Genomic DNA, 14988 nt, shown 5'->3' with positions numbered 1-14988 from the left:
AGAACAGAACCGGCCTATAGGAGTATCGCGAAATGTACGCCCTACCAAGCGCACGCAGAGGCTTCACTCTGATCGAACTAATGATCGTGGTTGCGATAATTGCAATACTTGCTGCAATCGCTTATCCCGCCTATCAGCAATACGTGATCAACTCCTACCGCACGACCGCCGGCGCCTGTCTGACCGAGCTCTCTCAGGCGCTTGAGCGACGATACACGAGCACTATGAGCTACTCGGGTGCGCTACCTAATCGAGGCTGCATGAACGAAGGGGACATGAACAATCGATACGACTTTTCCCCTGACCCGATACCGAATACGCAGACCTTTACATTGACCGCATCCCCATTAGGCGCCCAACAAAATGACCGGCGCTCCTGCGGCGACCTCACACTAAACGAACGCGGCCAAAAGGGTGCCGAGGGTGACGTCAGTGACTGCTGGTGACTCGTAAAACCCTTGTTCTCACGAGCGCACGCGCGGGGGCAAACCTTGCCTTTTGCCTGACAGAAACACCGCCTACAAATAGAAAAAGTGCCAGACAGCAGGTGCGACCGGGCGCTTCTGGTCGCTTGGCCCACTGGCGGGGTGCTTGCGTCGATCATTACGCCGAGGCGGCGCGGACGGGCTTCTTTGAGTCGTGTTCGAGCTGGGACTTATGGCGAATGCGGATGTTTTCTAGAGCAATCTCGACCAGTTCGTCGTCGCCGATGAACTCGATAGCCTGCTCCAGCGTCATGTCGGATCGGCGGGGTCAGCTGGATGTTCTCGTCGCTACTGGCGGCGCGAATATGGGCTACCTGCTTGGCCTTGAGTGCGTTCACGACCAGGTCGTTCTCGCGCGAGAGCGGGCCGATCACCATACACGCAGGCGGATGCGGCGCGCTCTCGGCGCCGCATCCGCCAATTCGGTCATTTCAAAAGAGCGCTCTGTCAGTATGACCGGTTTAGCCGCTCGCCAAGACGACCCGCGCGGTATTTAGGCGCTGCTCCGGCTGTCGGCATTTTTTACAAAAGAGTAGCTGAGCGCTCGACCGATCGATTCTTTTTTATTTTATATCAATTATTTAAATTAAACCGGCATAACCTTTGCATATGATCCAGGCCATGGACGGAAACTGCCCGTCCTCGTCACAGACACCTGGCAAAGCAAAGGATAGGCAATGAAAACTTCGAGAAAGCTCCTGGTCATCGCGGGCGCACTCAGCCTGATGGGATGGGCCCACAGTGCACACAGCTCCCCGATCGACATCTCCGGCTGGACCTGCGAGGGCAACTGCGGCACCTCCGCCGCCGACGGGGACGTGACGCTCTCGCCCTTCGGCAGCTCCGAATACGGCTGGATTTCTACCGCCAATGGCATCGACACCGACGGCCTCGGTGTGGGATCTGAGACCACCGGAACGACAATCACATCGCCCCTGTTTCAGGCCAATCAGGGTGACGAGCTGAACTTCTTCTTCAATTTCGTCACATCGGACGGTGGTGGCTTCACCGACTATGCCTGGGCCCTGCTGCTGGACAGCAACATGGAGCCAACGCTCCAGCTCTTTACCGCCCGCGCCACCCCGGAGGGCGACACGGTGCCCGGGTTCAACCTTCCGGAACCGGACGCCGAGGTGTCGCTGAACCCGGCAGAAACCCCCGTCATTGCCGGCGCGCCGGAGTGGTCGCCGCTGGGCGCCAGCTCCGGGACCTGCTGGGACGACGGTTGCGGCTATACCGACTGGATTGAAAGCAGCTTCAGCTTCGACGAGGCCGGCACCTATGCCCTCCAGTTCGGCGTGGTGAACTGGTCAGATGAGGCCTTCCAGTCAGGGCTCGCCTTTGACGGCGCGACTATTGCGGGTCAGGACATCGGCGGCGACCCGACCGAGGTCCCCCTGCCGGCGACACTCGCGCTCTTCCTGACCGGACTGGTCGCCATGCTGGGTATCCGTCGCAAGCTCACGGCGCGGTAACCCTCGCGCTAAAACCCCGGCTCAGGCAATCGCCAGACCTCACGCCCGCCACACAACCTCTGGCGGGCGTTTTTTCTGCCCGCAAACGCGCCAGTTACTATGTGAGTCGCGGGGTCCGATCCTGTCTTTTGAACTCTGCGCATGCAGAGTTCGCCTCTGGCTTTTGCCTGCACACCGCCCATATACACAAAAAGCGCCCGGCGGATGATCCGACCGGGCGCTTTTTTGCCTTGCCCCTTGTGAGGGACGCGGGCGTCAGCCCTTACGCCGAGGCGGCGCGGGAGGCCTTCTTGCGTTCGTGCTCGAGCAGGAACTTCTTGCGGATGCGGATGTTTTCCGGGGTGACCTCGACGAGTTCGTCGTCGTCGATGAACTCGATGGCCTGCTCCAGCGTCATGCGGATCGGCGGGGTCAGCTGAATGTTCTCGTCCGTGCCGGCGGCGCGGATGTTGGTCAGCTGTTTGGCCTTGAGCGCGTTGACGACCAGGTCGTTCTCGCGCGAGTGCAGGCCGATCACCATGCCCTCGTAGACCTCGTCGCCGGGGCCGATGAACAGCTTGCCGCGATCCTGCAGGTTGAACAGCGCAAAGCCCAACGCCTTGCCGGCGGCATTGGCGATCAGCACGCCGTTCTGGCGCGAGGCGACTGCACCCGGCTGGTAAGGGCCGTAGTGGTCAAAGATGTGGTGCAGGATGCCGGTGCCGGATGTCGCGGTCATGAACTCGGTCTGGAAGCCGATCAGCCCGCGCGACGGGATGATGAAGTCCAGGCGCACGCGGCCCTTGCCGTCGGGCACCATGTTGGTCATGTCGCCGCGGCGTTCGCCGAGCTTCTCCATGATCGTGCCCTGGTGCTGCTCCTCGACGTCGACGGTGACGGCCTCGTAGGGCTCCTGCTTCACACCGTCCACTTCCTTGATGACCACTTCCGGGCGCGAGACGCCCAGCTCGTAGCCTTCGCGGCGCATGTTCTCGATCAGGATGCCCAGGTGCAGTTCGCCACGCCCGGAGACCCTGAACTTGTCGGCGTCGTCGGTCTCTTCCACGCGCAGGGCGACGTTGTGCTTGAGCTCTTCCAGCAGGCGGTCGCGCAGCACGCGCGAGGTCACGTACTTGCCTTCGCGCCCGGCGAACGGCGAAGTGTTGACCTGGAAGGTCATGGTCACCGTCGGTTCGTCCACGGTCAGCGGCTCCATCGCCTCGACGTTATTCGGATCGCACAGGGTGTCGGAGATGTACAGCTCGTCCATGCCGGTGAAGGTGATGATGTCTCCGGCACGGGCCTCCGCGACCTCGACACGCTCCAGGCCATGAAAGCCCATGATCTGCAGCATGCGGCCGTTACGTACCTTGCCTTCGCGGTCCACTACCTTGACCGGGGTGTTCGGCTTGATGCGCCCGCGCTTCACGCGGCCGATGCCGATCAGGCCCTGGTAGGAGTTGTAGTCCAGCGAGGAGACCTGCATCTGGAACGGGCCGTCGACGTCCACGTTTGGCGGCGAGACATGCTTGACGATGGTCTCGAACAGGCAGGTCATGTCGCCTTCGGTCACGCTGGAATCCATGCCGGCGAAGCCGTTCAGCGCGGAGGCGAACACGATGGGGAAGTCCAGCTGCTCGTCGGTCGCGCCGAGGCGGTCGAACAGGTCGAACACCTGGTCCACGGCCCAGTCCGGGCGGGCGCCGGGGCGGTCGACCTTGTTGACCACCACGATCGGCTTGAAGCCCATCGCGAAGGCCTTCTGGGTCACGAAGCGGGTCTGCGGCATCGGGCCGTCGACCGCGTCCACCAGCAGCAGCACGGAGTCGACCATGGACAGCACCCGCTCGACCTCGCCACCGAAGTCGGCGTGCCCGGGGGTGTCGACGATGTTGATGCGGTAGTCCTGCCATTCGATGGCCGTGTTCTTGGCCAGGATGGTGATACCACGTTCTTTCTCGATCGCGTTCGAATCCATGATCCGCTCGCCGTGGTCGCCACGCGCATCAAGCGTGCCGGACTGGCGCAGGAGCTGGTCGACCAGCGTGGTCTTGCCATGATCGACGTGGGCGATGATGGCGATGTTGCGAAGCTTCTCGGTCATGGAATACAAACTCTGGATACTGGCAAAAGGGCCGACACTATACAGACTTATTCATGACCGCGCTGCGACTCCCCTGTTTTATGCGCAGGCTCCTTCGCCGCCACGCGCCGCCAGCGCAGCAAAGCGGCCACCTGCCCTGCATCAGTAACCGGCGCCCCCGGCCGCAACCGTTTCGCCTCGTTACCCCTCCCACACACACCCACCCGCCCCGGTCATCCCGGCCGCAGCGCAGCGAAGAGCCGGGATCTCCAACACCGGATCAGCCCCAGGGCTTGGGAATGCTCCGACGCATGAGATCCCGGATAACCGCTGCGCGGTTTCCGGGATGACCGGGTGGAGGCTTCGAGGGGACGGGATGACCCGAGCAGGGGTCGGCTCTATGAGCCTGGCGGCGCGATGGGTGGCGACCGCGCGGGAGATCAGGTGCCGGGTTCGTCTTCCGGGGGCGGGAGCTGGAGGTGGAAGCCCTGCTCCTTGAGGTTGGCCAGGACCTTTTGCGGGTCTTCCTGGGCCAGGGCGCGCTCCGGGGTCAGTTCGAACTCCAGGGCGAACTCGAGGCGACCGAGTGCGCGGGTCAAGCCGTCGGGGAGCTCGGAGAAGTCGTCCTTCTGCGGCAGGTAGACGTAGGTATCGGCGCGCCGGGTCGCGCGGTAGACATAGCACTGCATGGGTTCAGTCCTCGAGATAGGTGTAGCCGGTCAGCCCCTGTTCCAGCTCGGCCAGCAACCGGCCCGCGGCCTCGCCGCGCAGGCCGGCGGCGTCGATCTTGGCGCGGAAGGCGCGGCGCAGGTCATCCGGGGCAAAGTGCACATAGGACAGCAGCTCGTCCACGGTATCGCCGCGCTCCGGGTCCACCAGACGGTAGCCACCCTCCGGCAGCAGCTCCACGTTTACGGTGTCGGTGTCCCCGAACAGGTTGTGCAGGTCTCCCAGGATCTCCTGGTAGGCACCGACCAGGAAGATGCCGAGGTAGTACGGCTCGCGGTCGTTCCACGGGTGCAGGGCGAGCGTGGTATGCGTGCCCTCGCGCTCCACGTAGTGTTCGATGTGGCCGTCGGAATCGCAGGTCAGGTCCTGCAGCACGGCGCGCCGGGTTGGCTGCTCGTCCAGCCGGTGCAGCGGCATGATCGGGAAGATCTGGTTGATCGCCCAGGTGTCCGGGATCGACTGGAACACGGAGAAGTTGCAGAAGACCTTGTCCGCAAGCTTGTCGGTCAGTTCCGCGTGGATCTCCGCCGGCAGGGCCTCCGGCCGCGCCAGCAGGCGCTGGCACAGGGCAAAGTAGATTGCCTCGGCACGGGCGCGGTCGGCCAGCGACAGCATCCCGCGGGCGAAGCGCGCCTGTACCTCGGACAGGCCATAGGCGGCATCGTGGTAGATCTCGGAGGCCGGGCGCTCACCATCCTCCAGCAAGGCGCGCATGGCGGCGATCTCCGGCAGCTCGCCATCTTCTGCGGGCGGCACGTTGCCATCCCCCGGGGCCGGCTCGCAGTCGATCACGTTGGTGATCAGCACCGCGTGGTGCGCGGTCAGGGCGCGGCCGGACTCGCTGAAGACCTCCGGCATGACCAGGCCCTGCTCCTCGCAAATGCGCTTGAGCGGGCGCAGGATGTTCAGCGCGTACTCCTCCACCGAATAGTTGATGGAACACTCGTTGCGCGAACGCGAGCCCTCGTAGTCGATTCCGAGACCGCCGCCGACATCCACCACCCGCAGGGCCGCACCGGCCTCGGTCAGCGCGGCGAAGTAGCTGGCCGCCTCGCCCATGCCATTCTGGATGTCGCGGATGTTCGCGATCTGCGAGCCCATGTGGAAGTGCAGCAGTTGCAGCCGGTCCAGCCAGCCAAGGCCCCGCAGGCGCTCGAGGATGCCCAGCACGTCCGCCGCCGACAGGCCGAACTTGGCCTTCTCGCCGCCGGTGTTCTGCCACTTGCCCTTGCCGATCGAGGCCAGGCGCACGCGCAGGCCCAGCAGCGGCTCGACCTGCATGGCCTCGGCCTGACGGATCACCTCCTCCAGCTCGGAGGGCTTTTCGATCACGATATACACGCGATGCCCGAGCTGCCGGCCGATCAGCGCCAGGCGCACGTATTCGCGGTCCTTGTAGCCGTTGCAGATGATCGCCGCACCCGGGCGCGACTGCGCCAGTACGGCCATCAGCTCCGGCTTGGAGCCGGCCTCCAGCCCCACGCGCGGGGTCAGGCCCCCGGCATCCGGCTGATCGCCGGCCGCCAGGATCTGGTCCACCACGCTGCGCTGCTGGTTGACCTTGATCGGGTAGATCGCGGTAAACGCGCCTTCGTACTCCAGCTCGCGCGCGGCGGTGTCGAAGGCCCGCGCCAGGCGGCGCACCCGGCCGTCCAGCACATCCTGGAACCGCACCAGCACCGGCGGGCCCACATGCTCCTCGCGCAGACGCCCCGCCAGTTCGTACAGGTCCACGCCGGGGTGATCCGGCCAGTCCGCGCGGCGCATCGCCACGTGGCCCGCGGCGTTCACCTCGAAGAAGCCACCGTTCCAGTGATCGATCCCGTAGGTGGCGCGGGCCTCATCCAGATTCCAGGGCGTGACAGACATGGCGATCCCGGGGTTGCGCATGAGTGTGACCAGTTGCCCGCAGCGTGCGGGGCACTATCATAGCGGCGCATCATACCGTCCACCGCACCGGCAAGGGGAGCCGCCCAATGGCACTCGACAACAACTGGTTCAGCGAACCGCACCAAGACATGGCGCTGTCCCTGCGCATCAAGCAGAAGCTGCACGAAGAACAGACCCCGTACCAGAAGATCGAGATCTACGAGACCGAGGCCTTCGGCAACCTGATGGTGATCGACGACTGCGTGATGCTCACCGGCCGCGACAACTTTATCTACCACGAGATGATGTCGCACCCGGTGCTGTACTCGCACAGCGCCCCGAAGAACGTGGTCATCATCGGCGGCGGCGACTGCGGCACCCTGCGCGAAGTGCTAAAGCACGACGAGGTCGAGCACGCCGTACAGGTGGATATCGACGAGCGCGTCACCCGCCTGTCCGAACAGTACTTCCCGGAGCTGTGCGACGCCAACGACGACCCGCGCGCCGAACTGCTGTTCGATGACGGCGTGCAGTACCTGAAGGACGCCGCCCCCGGCTCCATCGACGTGATCATTGTCGACTCCACCGACCCGGTCGGCCCGGCCGAAGGCCTGTTCTCCACCGCGTTCTACAAGGACTGCGTGAAGGCCCTGGGCCCGGACGGCCTGCTGGTGCAGCAAAGCGAATCGCCGCTGCTGCACACCGACAGCATCATCCGCCCAATGCACGACAGCCTGCGCGCGGCCGGCTTCATCGACGCGCTGACCCTGCACTTCCCGCAGGCCACCTACCCCTCCGGCTGGTGGACCTGCACCATCGCCGCGAAGGACGCCCCGGTGTCGTTCCTGCGCGAGGAGGCGGCCGAGGAGCTGCCGTTTGTCACGCACTACTATAACGCCGCGATCCACCGCGCCGCCGGTGCCACGCCGGAGTTCTTCCGCCGCAAGCTGTTCGCCTGATCGCGCGCCAGCACCGGGGCCACTCACGGAGAATCGCCACGGCGCGGCGCGCCTCGCGATGACGGGCACCACAAACTCCGCAGGGTGCATTGAGCGCATGCGAAATGCACCAATCCGCGCGTTTTTCTTGCTGGCAATTCGGGTGCGGGCTACAATTACTACAATTGTAGCAAAAAAGAGCAGGCCATGAGTTTGCCCGTCCGCATTGATGAAACGCTCTACCAGCAGGCTCGCGCCCACGCGAAGGCCGAGCACCGGACCATCGCCGGCCAGATCGAGTTCTGGGCCGAGGTCGGGCGTACCGCCATGGACAACCCCGACCTGCCCATCGACTTCATTTGTGAACTCCTGATCGCACGGGCCGAAGGCCGGGAGCTGGCCACGCCATTTACTCCCGAGGGCCAGCGCGACTGATGGCCCCCGAGAATTGAACGGCGTGGATGTGCTGCAAAGCACCCGATTCCGACGGGCTTACAAGCGCCTGCACCCCGCCCAGAAGGCCGACGTAGACGATGCGGTCGCCGAGATCATCCGCGACCCCGAGCTGGGCACCAGCAAGAAAGGGGACCTGGCGGGGGTCATGGTTTACAAGTTCAAGTCACGCGGGCAACTGATGCTGCTCGCCTATGAGTACGATCCCCGCACGCGCCACCTCCTCCTGCTGGGCACACACGAGAACTTCTACCGGGACCTGAAACGCGATTCTTAACGCCCGCACGTGTGTCTGGCCGATGCGGTTGGCAGCGCTCAGCGCATCCTACGGGGCATGGGTGCCCGGCTACGTCTCCCTAGGTGTGGCGGCCGGCCTTGAGGCGGTCGAGGCGCAGGCGCTCGCGGGTGTCGAACAGGCGGCGGGAAGCAAACCAGACCGCGCCCAGGGTGCCGAAGCCGGTACCGGCGGTGATCAGGAACATGATCAGGATCTGGTACTTCACGGCCTCCACTGGCGGGGCGCCGGCCAGGATCTGACCGGTCATCATGCCCGGCAGGCTGACGATGCCGGCGGCGGCCATGGCGTTGATGGTCGGCATCAGGCCGGAGCGCGCCGCCTCGCGGCGCATGGTCGTGACCGCCTCGCTCCACGAGGCCCCCATCGCCAGCCGTCCCTCGATGGTGCGCCGCTCGCGCCAGACGGTCTGGGTCAGGCGGTCCAGCCCCAGCGCGATGCCGGTCATGGTGTTGCCGAGCAGCATGCCCAGTAGCGGGATCGCGTACTGCGGCTCCCACCAGGGGGTGGGCCCGACCATGGTGGTCAGCGCCAGCACCGTGACCGCGAAGGCGGAGATGAACATGGTGGCAGTGCCGATCCCGTAGCCCCACAGGCCGACGAAGCGGCGCTGCTGGCGCGCCATCACCTCGTAACCGGCGACCGCCAGCATCACCACAGCCATCAAGGCGACCCAGCCCAGCTGCGCATGGTCGAACAGCGTCTGCAGGATCAGGCCGACCAGCAGCAGCTGGATCACGGTACGCACCCCGGCGATCACCAGGCTGCGCCCCAGCCCCATCCGTGCCCATACCGTGACCCCGGCCAGCGCAATCACCAGCAGCGCGGCGAGGGCGAGGTCGACCGCGGAGAGCGAGATCAGGTCCATGCCGGCGCCTCCAGCAGTCCTTCGCGGATGGTCAGGATGCGTCCGCCCAGACGCTGGCGCTGCAGGGTGTCGTGGCTGACCCAGAGGGCCGCGGCGTCCTGCTCGGCCAGATAGCTCCGCACGGCCCGCTCGATCCGTCGGGTGTTGTCGAGATCAAGGTTGGCGGTGGGCTCATCGAGCAGGAGGACACGCGGCTGGTTCAACAGCGCCCGCAGCAACCCCAGACGCTGCTTTTCGCCACTGGACAGGCGTTCGACCTCCCAGTGCAGGGCATCTTCCGGGAGGGCGACCTGCTCCAGCAGATGCAGCGCCGTATCGCGCGAGAATTCGCCGGGCAGGTGCTCGTCGACGCGCTCGCCCCACCAGGCCGTCTCGGCTGGCACATAGGCCACCTGGCAGCGCCACTGGACCGGGGGCATCGATTCGCGCGGCACGCCGGCCAGGCGGACCGAGCCGGTGTTCGGATCCAGATCCGCCAGCGCGCGCAGCAGCAGGGACTTGCCGGCGCCGGATGCACCGGTGACCTGTGCCAGCTCACCTGGCTGAAGCCGCAGATCCAGCGGGCCCAGGTGGGCGGTCTTGAGTTGCTGTACGTCGAGAAGGGGGTCCATGCGGGCATTTCCGGTCCGGCGATCAGGGAATCCTAACCGATGGGTGCGCGGCGGCCGGAAAAACCGGATCGGCGCGCGCAGGCGCCACATAAAAAAGGGCGCCCCGGGGGGGCGCCCAAATGCCAACATCCTCTAGTCCTGGGAGACTGTCTTGTCGGCTTCGGAGGAGACTTGTTCGGGGTTCGATCCGGCCGCACCGGACCGAACCCGCGTCAGGTTAACCGGGGATTATTGCTTCCCGGTGAACTCCGGATAGGCCTCGAGACCGCACTCGGCGATATCGGCACCGATATCCTCGTCCTCTTCGCTCAGGCGGATACCCATCACCGCCTTCAGGATGGCCCAGACGATCAGCGAGGCCACGAAGACGAACACGAAGATGGACAGCAGACCCAGCAGCTGAGCGACGAAGGTCGCATCCGGGTTGGACAGCAGCACCGCGAAGACACCCCAGATACCGGCGGTACCGTGCGCGGAGATCGCACCAACCGGATCGTCGATCTTCAGCTTGTCCAGCGCGACGATCGAGAACACCACGATCACGCCACCGACGGCACCGATGATGACGGCCAGGAACGGGCTGGGCATCAGCGGCTCGGCGGTGATGGACACAAGGCCCGCGACCGCGCCGTTCAGCGCCATGGTCAGGTCGGCCTTGCCGAACACCAGACGGGTGGTGATCAGGGCAGCCACCACACCACCGGCCGCGGCCAGGTTGGTGTTGGCGAACACGGCGGCCACGGCATTGGCGGATTCGACATCCGAGACCTTCAGTTCGGAGCCACCGTTAAAGCCGAACCAGCCCAGCCAGAGGATCAGCACACCCAGGGTGGCCAGCGGCATGCTGGAGCCCGGGATCGCGTTGATCTGACCATCCTTGCCGTACTTGCCTTTACGCGCCCCGAGGAGCAGCACACCGGCCAGCGCAGCAGCGGCGCCCGTGAAGTGGACAATGCCGGAACCCGCGTAGTCGAGGTAGCCGATCTGGTCGAGGAAGCCTTCGCCCCAGCTCCAGAAGCCCTGGATCGGGTAGATGAAGCCGGTCAGCACGACCGCAAAGGCAAGGAAGGCCCACAGCTTCATCCGCTCGGCCACGGCACCCGAGACGATGGACATCGCGGTAGCCACGAACACGACCTGGAAGAAGAAGTCGGCACGATCGGAGTAGTAGATGTCGCCATCGCTACCCAGCACGTCACCCACGGCGTTGTCGCCGGTGATCAGGAAGCCGATGCTCGGGATCACCGAGCTCAGGCCGTCGCCGTACATGATGTTGTAGCCAATCAGCATGTACATAATGCTCGCGATCGAGTAGAGCGCGATATTCTTGGTCGCAATTTCGGCCACGCTCTTGCTGCGGACCATACCGGCCTCGAGCATCGTGAAGCCCGCGGCCATCCACATCACCAGCGCGCCGGCCACCAGAAAGTAAAAGGTGTCCATTGCGTAGGCGAGTTCGACAACTTGCTGTTCAATTTCCATGATTGAAATTCCTCATTCGATGGAAGACGGAGGCCTTAAAGGGCTTCCGGGCCGGTCTCGCCCGTGCGAATGCGCACGACCTGCTCCACCGGTGTGATAAAAATCTTGCCGTCGCCGATCTTGCCCGTACTGGCAGACTTGGAAATGGCCTCGACGACCTGATCGACCAGGTTTTCGTCGACAGCCACTTCCAGTTTCACCTTGGGCAGGAAATCGACCACGTACTCGGCACCGCGATAGAGCTCGGTATGGCCGCGCTGACGACCAAAACCTTTTACTTCGGTCATGGTCATGCCCTGCACGCCGATCTCCGAGATCGCCTCGCGAACATCATCAAGCTTGAACGGCTTGATCACGGCGGTAATCATCTTCATGTCAGACTCCTGTGGGCGGACCCGCGACCATGCGGGCCCGCCTTAGCGTTAAGAGGTAGAGCAGGGATTAGAACGTCTTGGACCAGCCCACCCAGGCACCCAGGTCCTCGTCGGACTCATCGACGTATTCGAGGTTGAAGCTGAACTCGCCCCAGTCGCCCGCGTCACGGGTCAGGCTTGCGGTGTAATGGGTGTAGTTATCCAGGCTGGAGTCGTCGAACTTCGTGCGGCCGACCATGAACCCGGCGCTGTAGACATCCATGAACGGGATATCCAGACCGGCGTAGAAGTACATATCGTCATCTTCGAGAGCGGAATCATCGCTGTCGTTGACGACGTAGGCCATACCGCCGTAGAGACCGACCACACCGGTGTCAAAGCTGACTTCACCGTAGATCTCGCCGAAGTCGGCGCTCAGGGAGCCGGTGTCATCACGAGCATCGGGGTAGGCGTAGTAGATGTAACCGACGTCGTAGCCAAAGCCACTGTCGAATTCATCGGCAAAACCCAGGTAGAGATCGAGCTCGTAGCTGGTGTCATCGCCGAAATCGACATTGGACGCCCAGGTGCCTACGTAGAAGCCGGATTCATGTTCAAAATCGATGCCGCCCTGGATGGCCGCACCGCCGTCGGTTTCGGAAAAACCGCGGAAGTAATAATTGGAGACCGCGCCAATGTTCACGGACAGTTCCGCGGCGGCGGTGGAGGTAAAGGCAACGCCACCCGTGGAACCCACGGTGAGGACGGCGGCAGCCAGTGCGGAGCGGGTGAACTTCTTCATGTTGGTCTTCTCCCGGATTGTTCAATCAAGTGTCGCGTAGTCGACACCCGGTCCTTGCATGGGGCGTGCCACATGTAGAAACGCGGGAGAAATCGGGTACTCGCAACACCTGTTGCGGTAAAACCACGGGGGCGCGCACCAATGCAGTGCGCACTAAAAGTGCACACGCACCAGAAGGGTGCCAAACAGATACAAAAAAGCCGGCACAGGCCGGCTTCAGGGATGCAGGTTGTGTGCTGGCGACTCAGCCACCCGGGTGAACCCCGCGTTCAATCCGGATACCGACCTCGGCGACACCCGCGACCGCCCCCGGCTTGCCCAGATCGATGCGCACCCACGGGGTGCGGAACGCGGTCATCAGGGTCTCGGCGATCTCCTCGGCGAGGGATTCGAGCAGCGTGTGGGGCTCGCGCGTGACGATGGCGCGTACCGTATTCGCCACAGCCTCGTAGTCCACGGTGTCGGTGATCTCGCCGGAGTGCGCGGCCACCCGCGTATCGGTGGCCAGCTCGATGTCGAAGCGCAGCGGGCGCTGCTGGCGCTGTTCCCAGTCATAGACGCCGACCACGGCATCAATGCGCAGATCCTTGAGATAGATTCGATCCATGGTCCGTTCTTCCACAGCGGGGCGGTATTTGCCAGGCGCGCCAATCCTACCTGAGGCGCGACCGCGATACCGAACCGTTATCATGGGCACCACATTCCGACAGGCGGCGACATGAGCGAGCCCTTTCACGAATTGCCCTGGAACGAAGCCCCCGACGGCCAGCCCCGCCGTATCGGCGTCGAGATCGAGATGGCCGGCGTTTCACTCGAGACCATGGCCGCCGCGGTGCAGGAGGAGTTCGGCGGACACATCCAGCACGACAATGCCTTCGTGGCACAGGTGCAGGATTCCGAAGTGGGGGACTTCCAGCTGGAACTGGATGCCCGGGTACTGAAGGATCGCGCCTATCGCGAACACCTGCGGCGACTCGGGATCGAGCTGGACGACTCCGACGAGGCCGCGCTGGACCGCTGGCTGGCCGATGCCGCCGGCCACCTGGTACCCCACGAGATCGTCGCCCCGCCCATCCCCGCCGCGATGCTGCCGCGGCTGGACCGGGTACGCGCTCAGTTGCAGCAGGCCGGTGCCCAGGGCACGGAGACCTCCCTGCTCTACGCCTTCGGACTGCAGCTGAACATCGAGATCCACCGCACCGATGCGCGCTGGATTCTGGCCGTGCTGCGGGCCTTCCTGCTGCTGTACGAGGCCCTGACCGCGGCCGGCGCCATCAACCTGGCACGCCGGCTGTCGCCGTACATCCGGGCCTTTCCCGGGACCTTCGTGCGCGCCATGCTGGACCCGGATTTCCAGCCCGACCAGGCCGCGCTGATCGACGCCTACCTGGAACACAGCCCGACCCGCAACCGCCCGCTGGACCTGCTGCCGCTGTTCGCCCACCTGGACCCGGACCGAGTAGCCGCAGCGCCGGTGGAACACGAACTGATCAAGCCCCGCCCGGCGTTCCATTACCGCCTGCCCAACTGCGAAATCGACGACCCCGACTGGAGTCTGGCCCGACCCTTCAATGGCTGGGTGGAGGTCGAGCGACTTGCGGCCAACCCGGAACGCCTGGACCGGCTGACCCGGGAATATCTCGAACGTCCCGGGCAGGCCCTGGGCCGCTGGGCAGACGACTGGAGCCAGCGCATCCGTGAGTGGTTCTGAACACGCCAGCGCGGACCCGCTGACGCCGCCGCCCCGGCGCCCAGTGATCGCCATCACCGGGCCGGACCACGGCGGCGGCCCCGCCTGGCTGTTTACGGCCCTGGCCGTCTGGCGCGCCGGCGGGCGGCCCTTGCGACTGCGCCCGGGCAAGCCCCGCAGCCACTGCCACTTCGATGGGCTGATCATCGGCGGCGGCGCCGACGTCGACCCGGAACTCTACGGCGAGACGCTGCCCGAGGGGCCGGATGCCGATGCCATCCGCGCGGCCGAACGCCGCCTCTCCCAGCGCCTGATTGGCTACCTGTTCTACCCGGCGCTGTGGCTGCTGCGGCGGCTGTTCCAGTCGCACGGGGGCGTGCTCGATATCGACCGCGACCGGCTGGAAAAGGCCCTGATCCACCGCGCCCTGGACGACCACTGCCCCATCCTCGGCATCTGTCGCGGCATGCAGCTGGTCAACGTGGTCTGCGGCGGTACGCTGCAGCGCGACCTGACCGACTTCTACGTGGAAACGCCCCAGGCCCGCAGCCTGCTGCCGGTGAAACCGGTCACACTGGAACCACGCAGCCACCTGGCGGACATCCTTGGCGACACACCACTGCACGTAAACGCCCTGCACAACCAGGCCGTGGACACCCTCGGTCGCGGCTTGCGGGTGGCCGCGCACGAGGGATCCGGGGTGGTGCAGGCGATCGAGGCCGAGCACGGCTGGTGCGTGGGCGTGCAGTGGCACCCCGAATACCTGCCGCAAAAGCACCGCCATCAGCGCCTGTTCCACGCACTCGTACACGCCTCCACGAAACCCTGATCCATCACGGAGTGGATGAGCAAGGCAGGCCCTAAGCGATTCACAGG

At 64.7% G+C, this 14988-nt stretch carries 16 protein-coding genes and 1 pseudogene; 7 read left to right on the top strand and 10 right to left on the bottom strand.

The features are described from left to right. Positions 1-32: 32 nt before the first annotated feature. Positions 33-446, top strand: a complete 414-nt coding sequence (locus D000_RS13890) for a type IV pilin protein (protein WP_038047701.1) — start codon at positions 33-35, stop codon at positions 444-446. 157 nt (positions 447-603) lie between these two features. On the opposite strand, the pseudogene D000_RS13885 reads toward D000_RS13890, so the two are convergent. Next, a pseudogene (locus tag D000_RS13885) lies at positions 604-862 on the bottom strand (GTP-binding protein TypA); the annotation flags it as partial. A 300-nt stretch (positions 863-1162) separates the two neighbouring features. On the opposite strand from D000_RS13885, the gene D000_RS0109020 reads away from it, so the two are divergent. Beyond that, entirely contained in the window at positions 1163-1960 is a 798-nt protein-coding gene (locus tag D000_RS0109020; RefSeq protein ID WP_018873207.1) for an NF038132 family protein, read from the top strand. Between the two features lie 262 nt (positions 1961-2222). Here D000_RS0109020 and typA read toward each other — a convergent pair whose 3' ends face one another. The 3 genes from typA to speA form a co-directional block, all read right to left on the bottom strand. After that, positions 2223-4043: a translational GTPase TypA gene (gene typA, locus D000_RS0109015; RefSeq protein WP_018873206.1), complete on the bottom strand. Its 1821-nt coding sequence runs from the start codon at positions 4041-4043 to the stop codon at positions 2223-2225. 419 nt (positions 4044-4462) lie between these two features. Then, positions 4463-4711 (bottom strand): YcgL domain-containing protein, encoded by a 249-nt coding sequence (locus tag D000_RS0109010; protein ID WP_018873205.1) that lies wholly within the window; start codon positions 4709-4711, stop codon positions 4463-4465. Positions 4712-4715: 4 nt separating this feature from the next. Next, positions 4716-6620 carry a biosynthetic arginine decarboxylase gene (speA, locus tag D000_RS0109005; protein WP_026279877.1) on the bottom strand — a complete coding sequence of 635 codons (1905 nt, stop codon included), beginning with the start codon at positions 6618-6620 and terminating at the stop codon, positions 4716-4718. A gap of 107 nt (positions 6621-6727) precedes the next feature. Here speA and speE point away from each other — a divergent pair, with 107 nt between their 5' ends. The 3 genes from speE to D000_RS0108990 all read left to right on the top strand — a co-directional run bounded on the left by speE (position 6728) and on the right by D000_RS0108990 (position 8288). Beyond that, entirely contained in the window at positions 6728-7579 is an 852-nt protein-coding gene (gene speE, locus D000_RS0109000) for a polyamine aminopropyltransferase (protein ID WP_018873203.1), read from the top strand. Between the two features lie 186 nt (positions 7580-7765). Next, a complete protein-coding gene (locus D000_RS0108995) occupies positions 7766-7993 on the top strand; it encodes a ParD-like family protein (RefSeq protein ID WP_012981615.1) in 228 nt (75 codons plus the stop codon). Between the two features lie 22 nt (positions 7994-8015). Further along, the gene (locus tag D000_RS0108990) at positions 8016-8288 is read left to right on the top strand and encodes a type II toxin-antitoxin system RelE/ParE family toxin (RefSeq protein ID WP_026279876.1); all 273 of its coding nucleotides are present in this window, start codon (positions 8016-8018) and stop codon (positions 8286-8288) included. Positions 8289-8367: 79 nt separating this feature from the next. Here D000_RS0108990 and fetB read toward each other — a convergent pair whose 3' ends face one another. The 6 genes from fetB to folB all read right to left on the bottom strand — a co-directional run bounded on the left by fetB (position 8368) and on the right by folB (position 13029). Then, positions 8368-9174: an iron export ABC transporter permease subunit FetB gene (gene fetB / locus D000_RS0108985; RefSeq protein WP_018873201.1), complete on the bottom strand. Its 807-nt coding sequence runs from the start codon at positions 9172-9174 to the stop codon at positions 8368-8370. After that, a complete protein-coding gene (locus D000_RS0108980) occupies positions 9165-9785 on the bottom strand; it encodes an ATP-binding cassette domain-containing protein (protein WP_018873200.1) in 621 nt (206 codons plus the stop codon). Before D000_RS0108980 ends, fetB begins: the two co-directional genes overlap by 10 nt. Positions 9786-10013: 228 nt before the next feature. Next, on the bottom strand, positions 10014-11267 hold the full coding sequence (locus tag D000_RS0108975; protein ID WP_018873199.1) for an ammonium transporter: 1254 nt from the start codon (positions 11265-11267) through the stop codon (positions 10014-10016). 35 nt (positions 11268-11302) lie between these two features. Next, the gene (locus D000_RS0108970) at positions 11303-11641 is read right to left on the bottom strand and encodes a P-II family nitrogen regulator (protein WP_012981610.1); all 339 of its coding nucleotides are present in this window, start codon (positions 11639-11641) and stop codon (positions 11303-11305) included. Positions 11642-11708: 67 nt separating this feature from the next. Then, positions 11709-12422 (bottom strand): TorF family putative porin, encoded by a 714-nt coding sequence (locus D000_RS0108965; protein ID WP_018873198.1) that lies wholly within the window; start codon positions 12420-12422, stop codon positions 11709-11711. A 244-nt stretch (positions 12423-12666) separates the two neighbouring features. After that, a complete protein-coding gene (gene folB / locus D000_RS0108960) occupies positions 12667-13029 on the bottom strand; it encodes a dihydroneopterin aldolase (protein ID WP_018873197.1) in 363 nt (120 codons plus the stop codon). Positions 13030-13140: 111 nt separating this feature from the next. Between folB and D000_RS0108955 the strand changes: the two genes are divergently transcribed. After that, positions 13141-14133 (top strand): amidoligase family protein, encoded by a 993-nt coding sequence (locus D000_RS0108955; protein ID WP_018873196.1) that lies wholly within the window; start codon positions 13141-13143, stop codon positions 14131-14133. 43 nt (positions 14134-14176) lie between these two features. Further along, positions 14177-14941, top strand: a complete 765-nt coding sequence (locus D000_RS0108950) for a gamma-glutamyl-gamma-aminobutyrate hydrolase family protein (RefSeq protein ID WP_018873195.1) — start codon at positions 14177-14179, stop codon at positions 14939-14941. The last annotated feature ends 47 nt before the right edge of the window (positions 14942-14988 follow it).

The organism is Thioalkalivibrio sp. ALJ16, assembly GCF_000377345.1.
Taxonomy (GTDB): Bacteria; Pseudomonadota; Gammaproteobacteria; order Ectothiorhodospirales; family Ectothiorhodospiraceae; genus Thioalkalivibrio.
The sequence above is the reverse complement of the archived record's forward strand: the minus strand, read 5'-3'. Positions and strand labels throughout refer to the sequence as shown.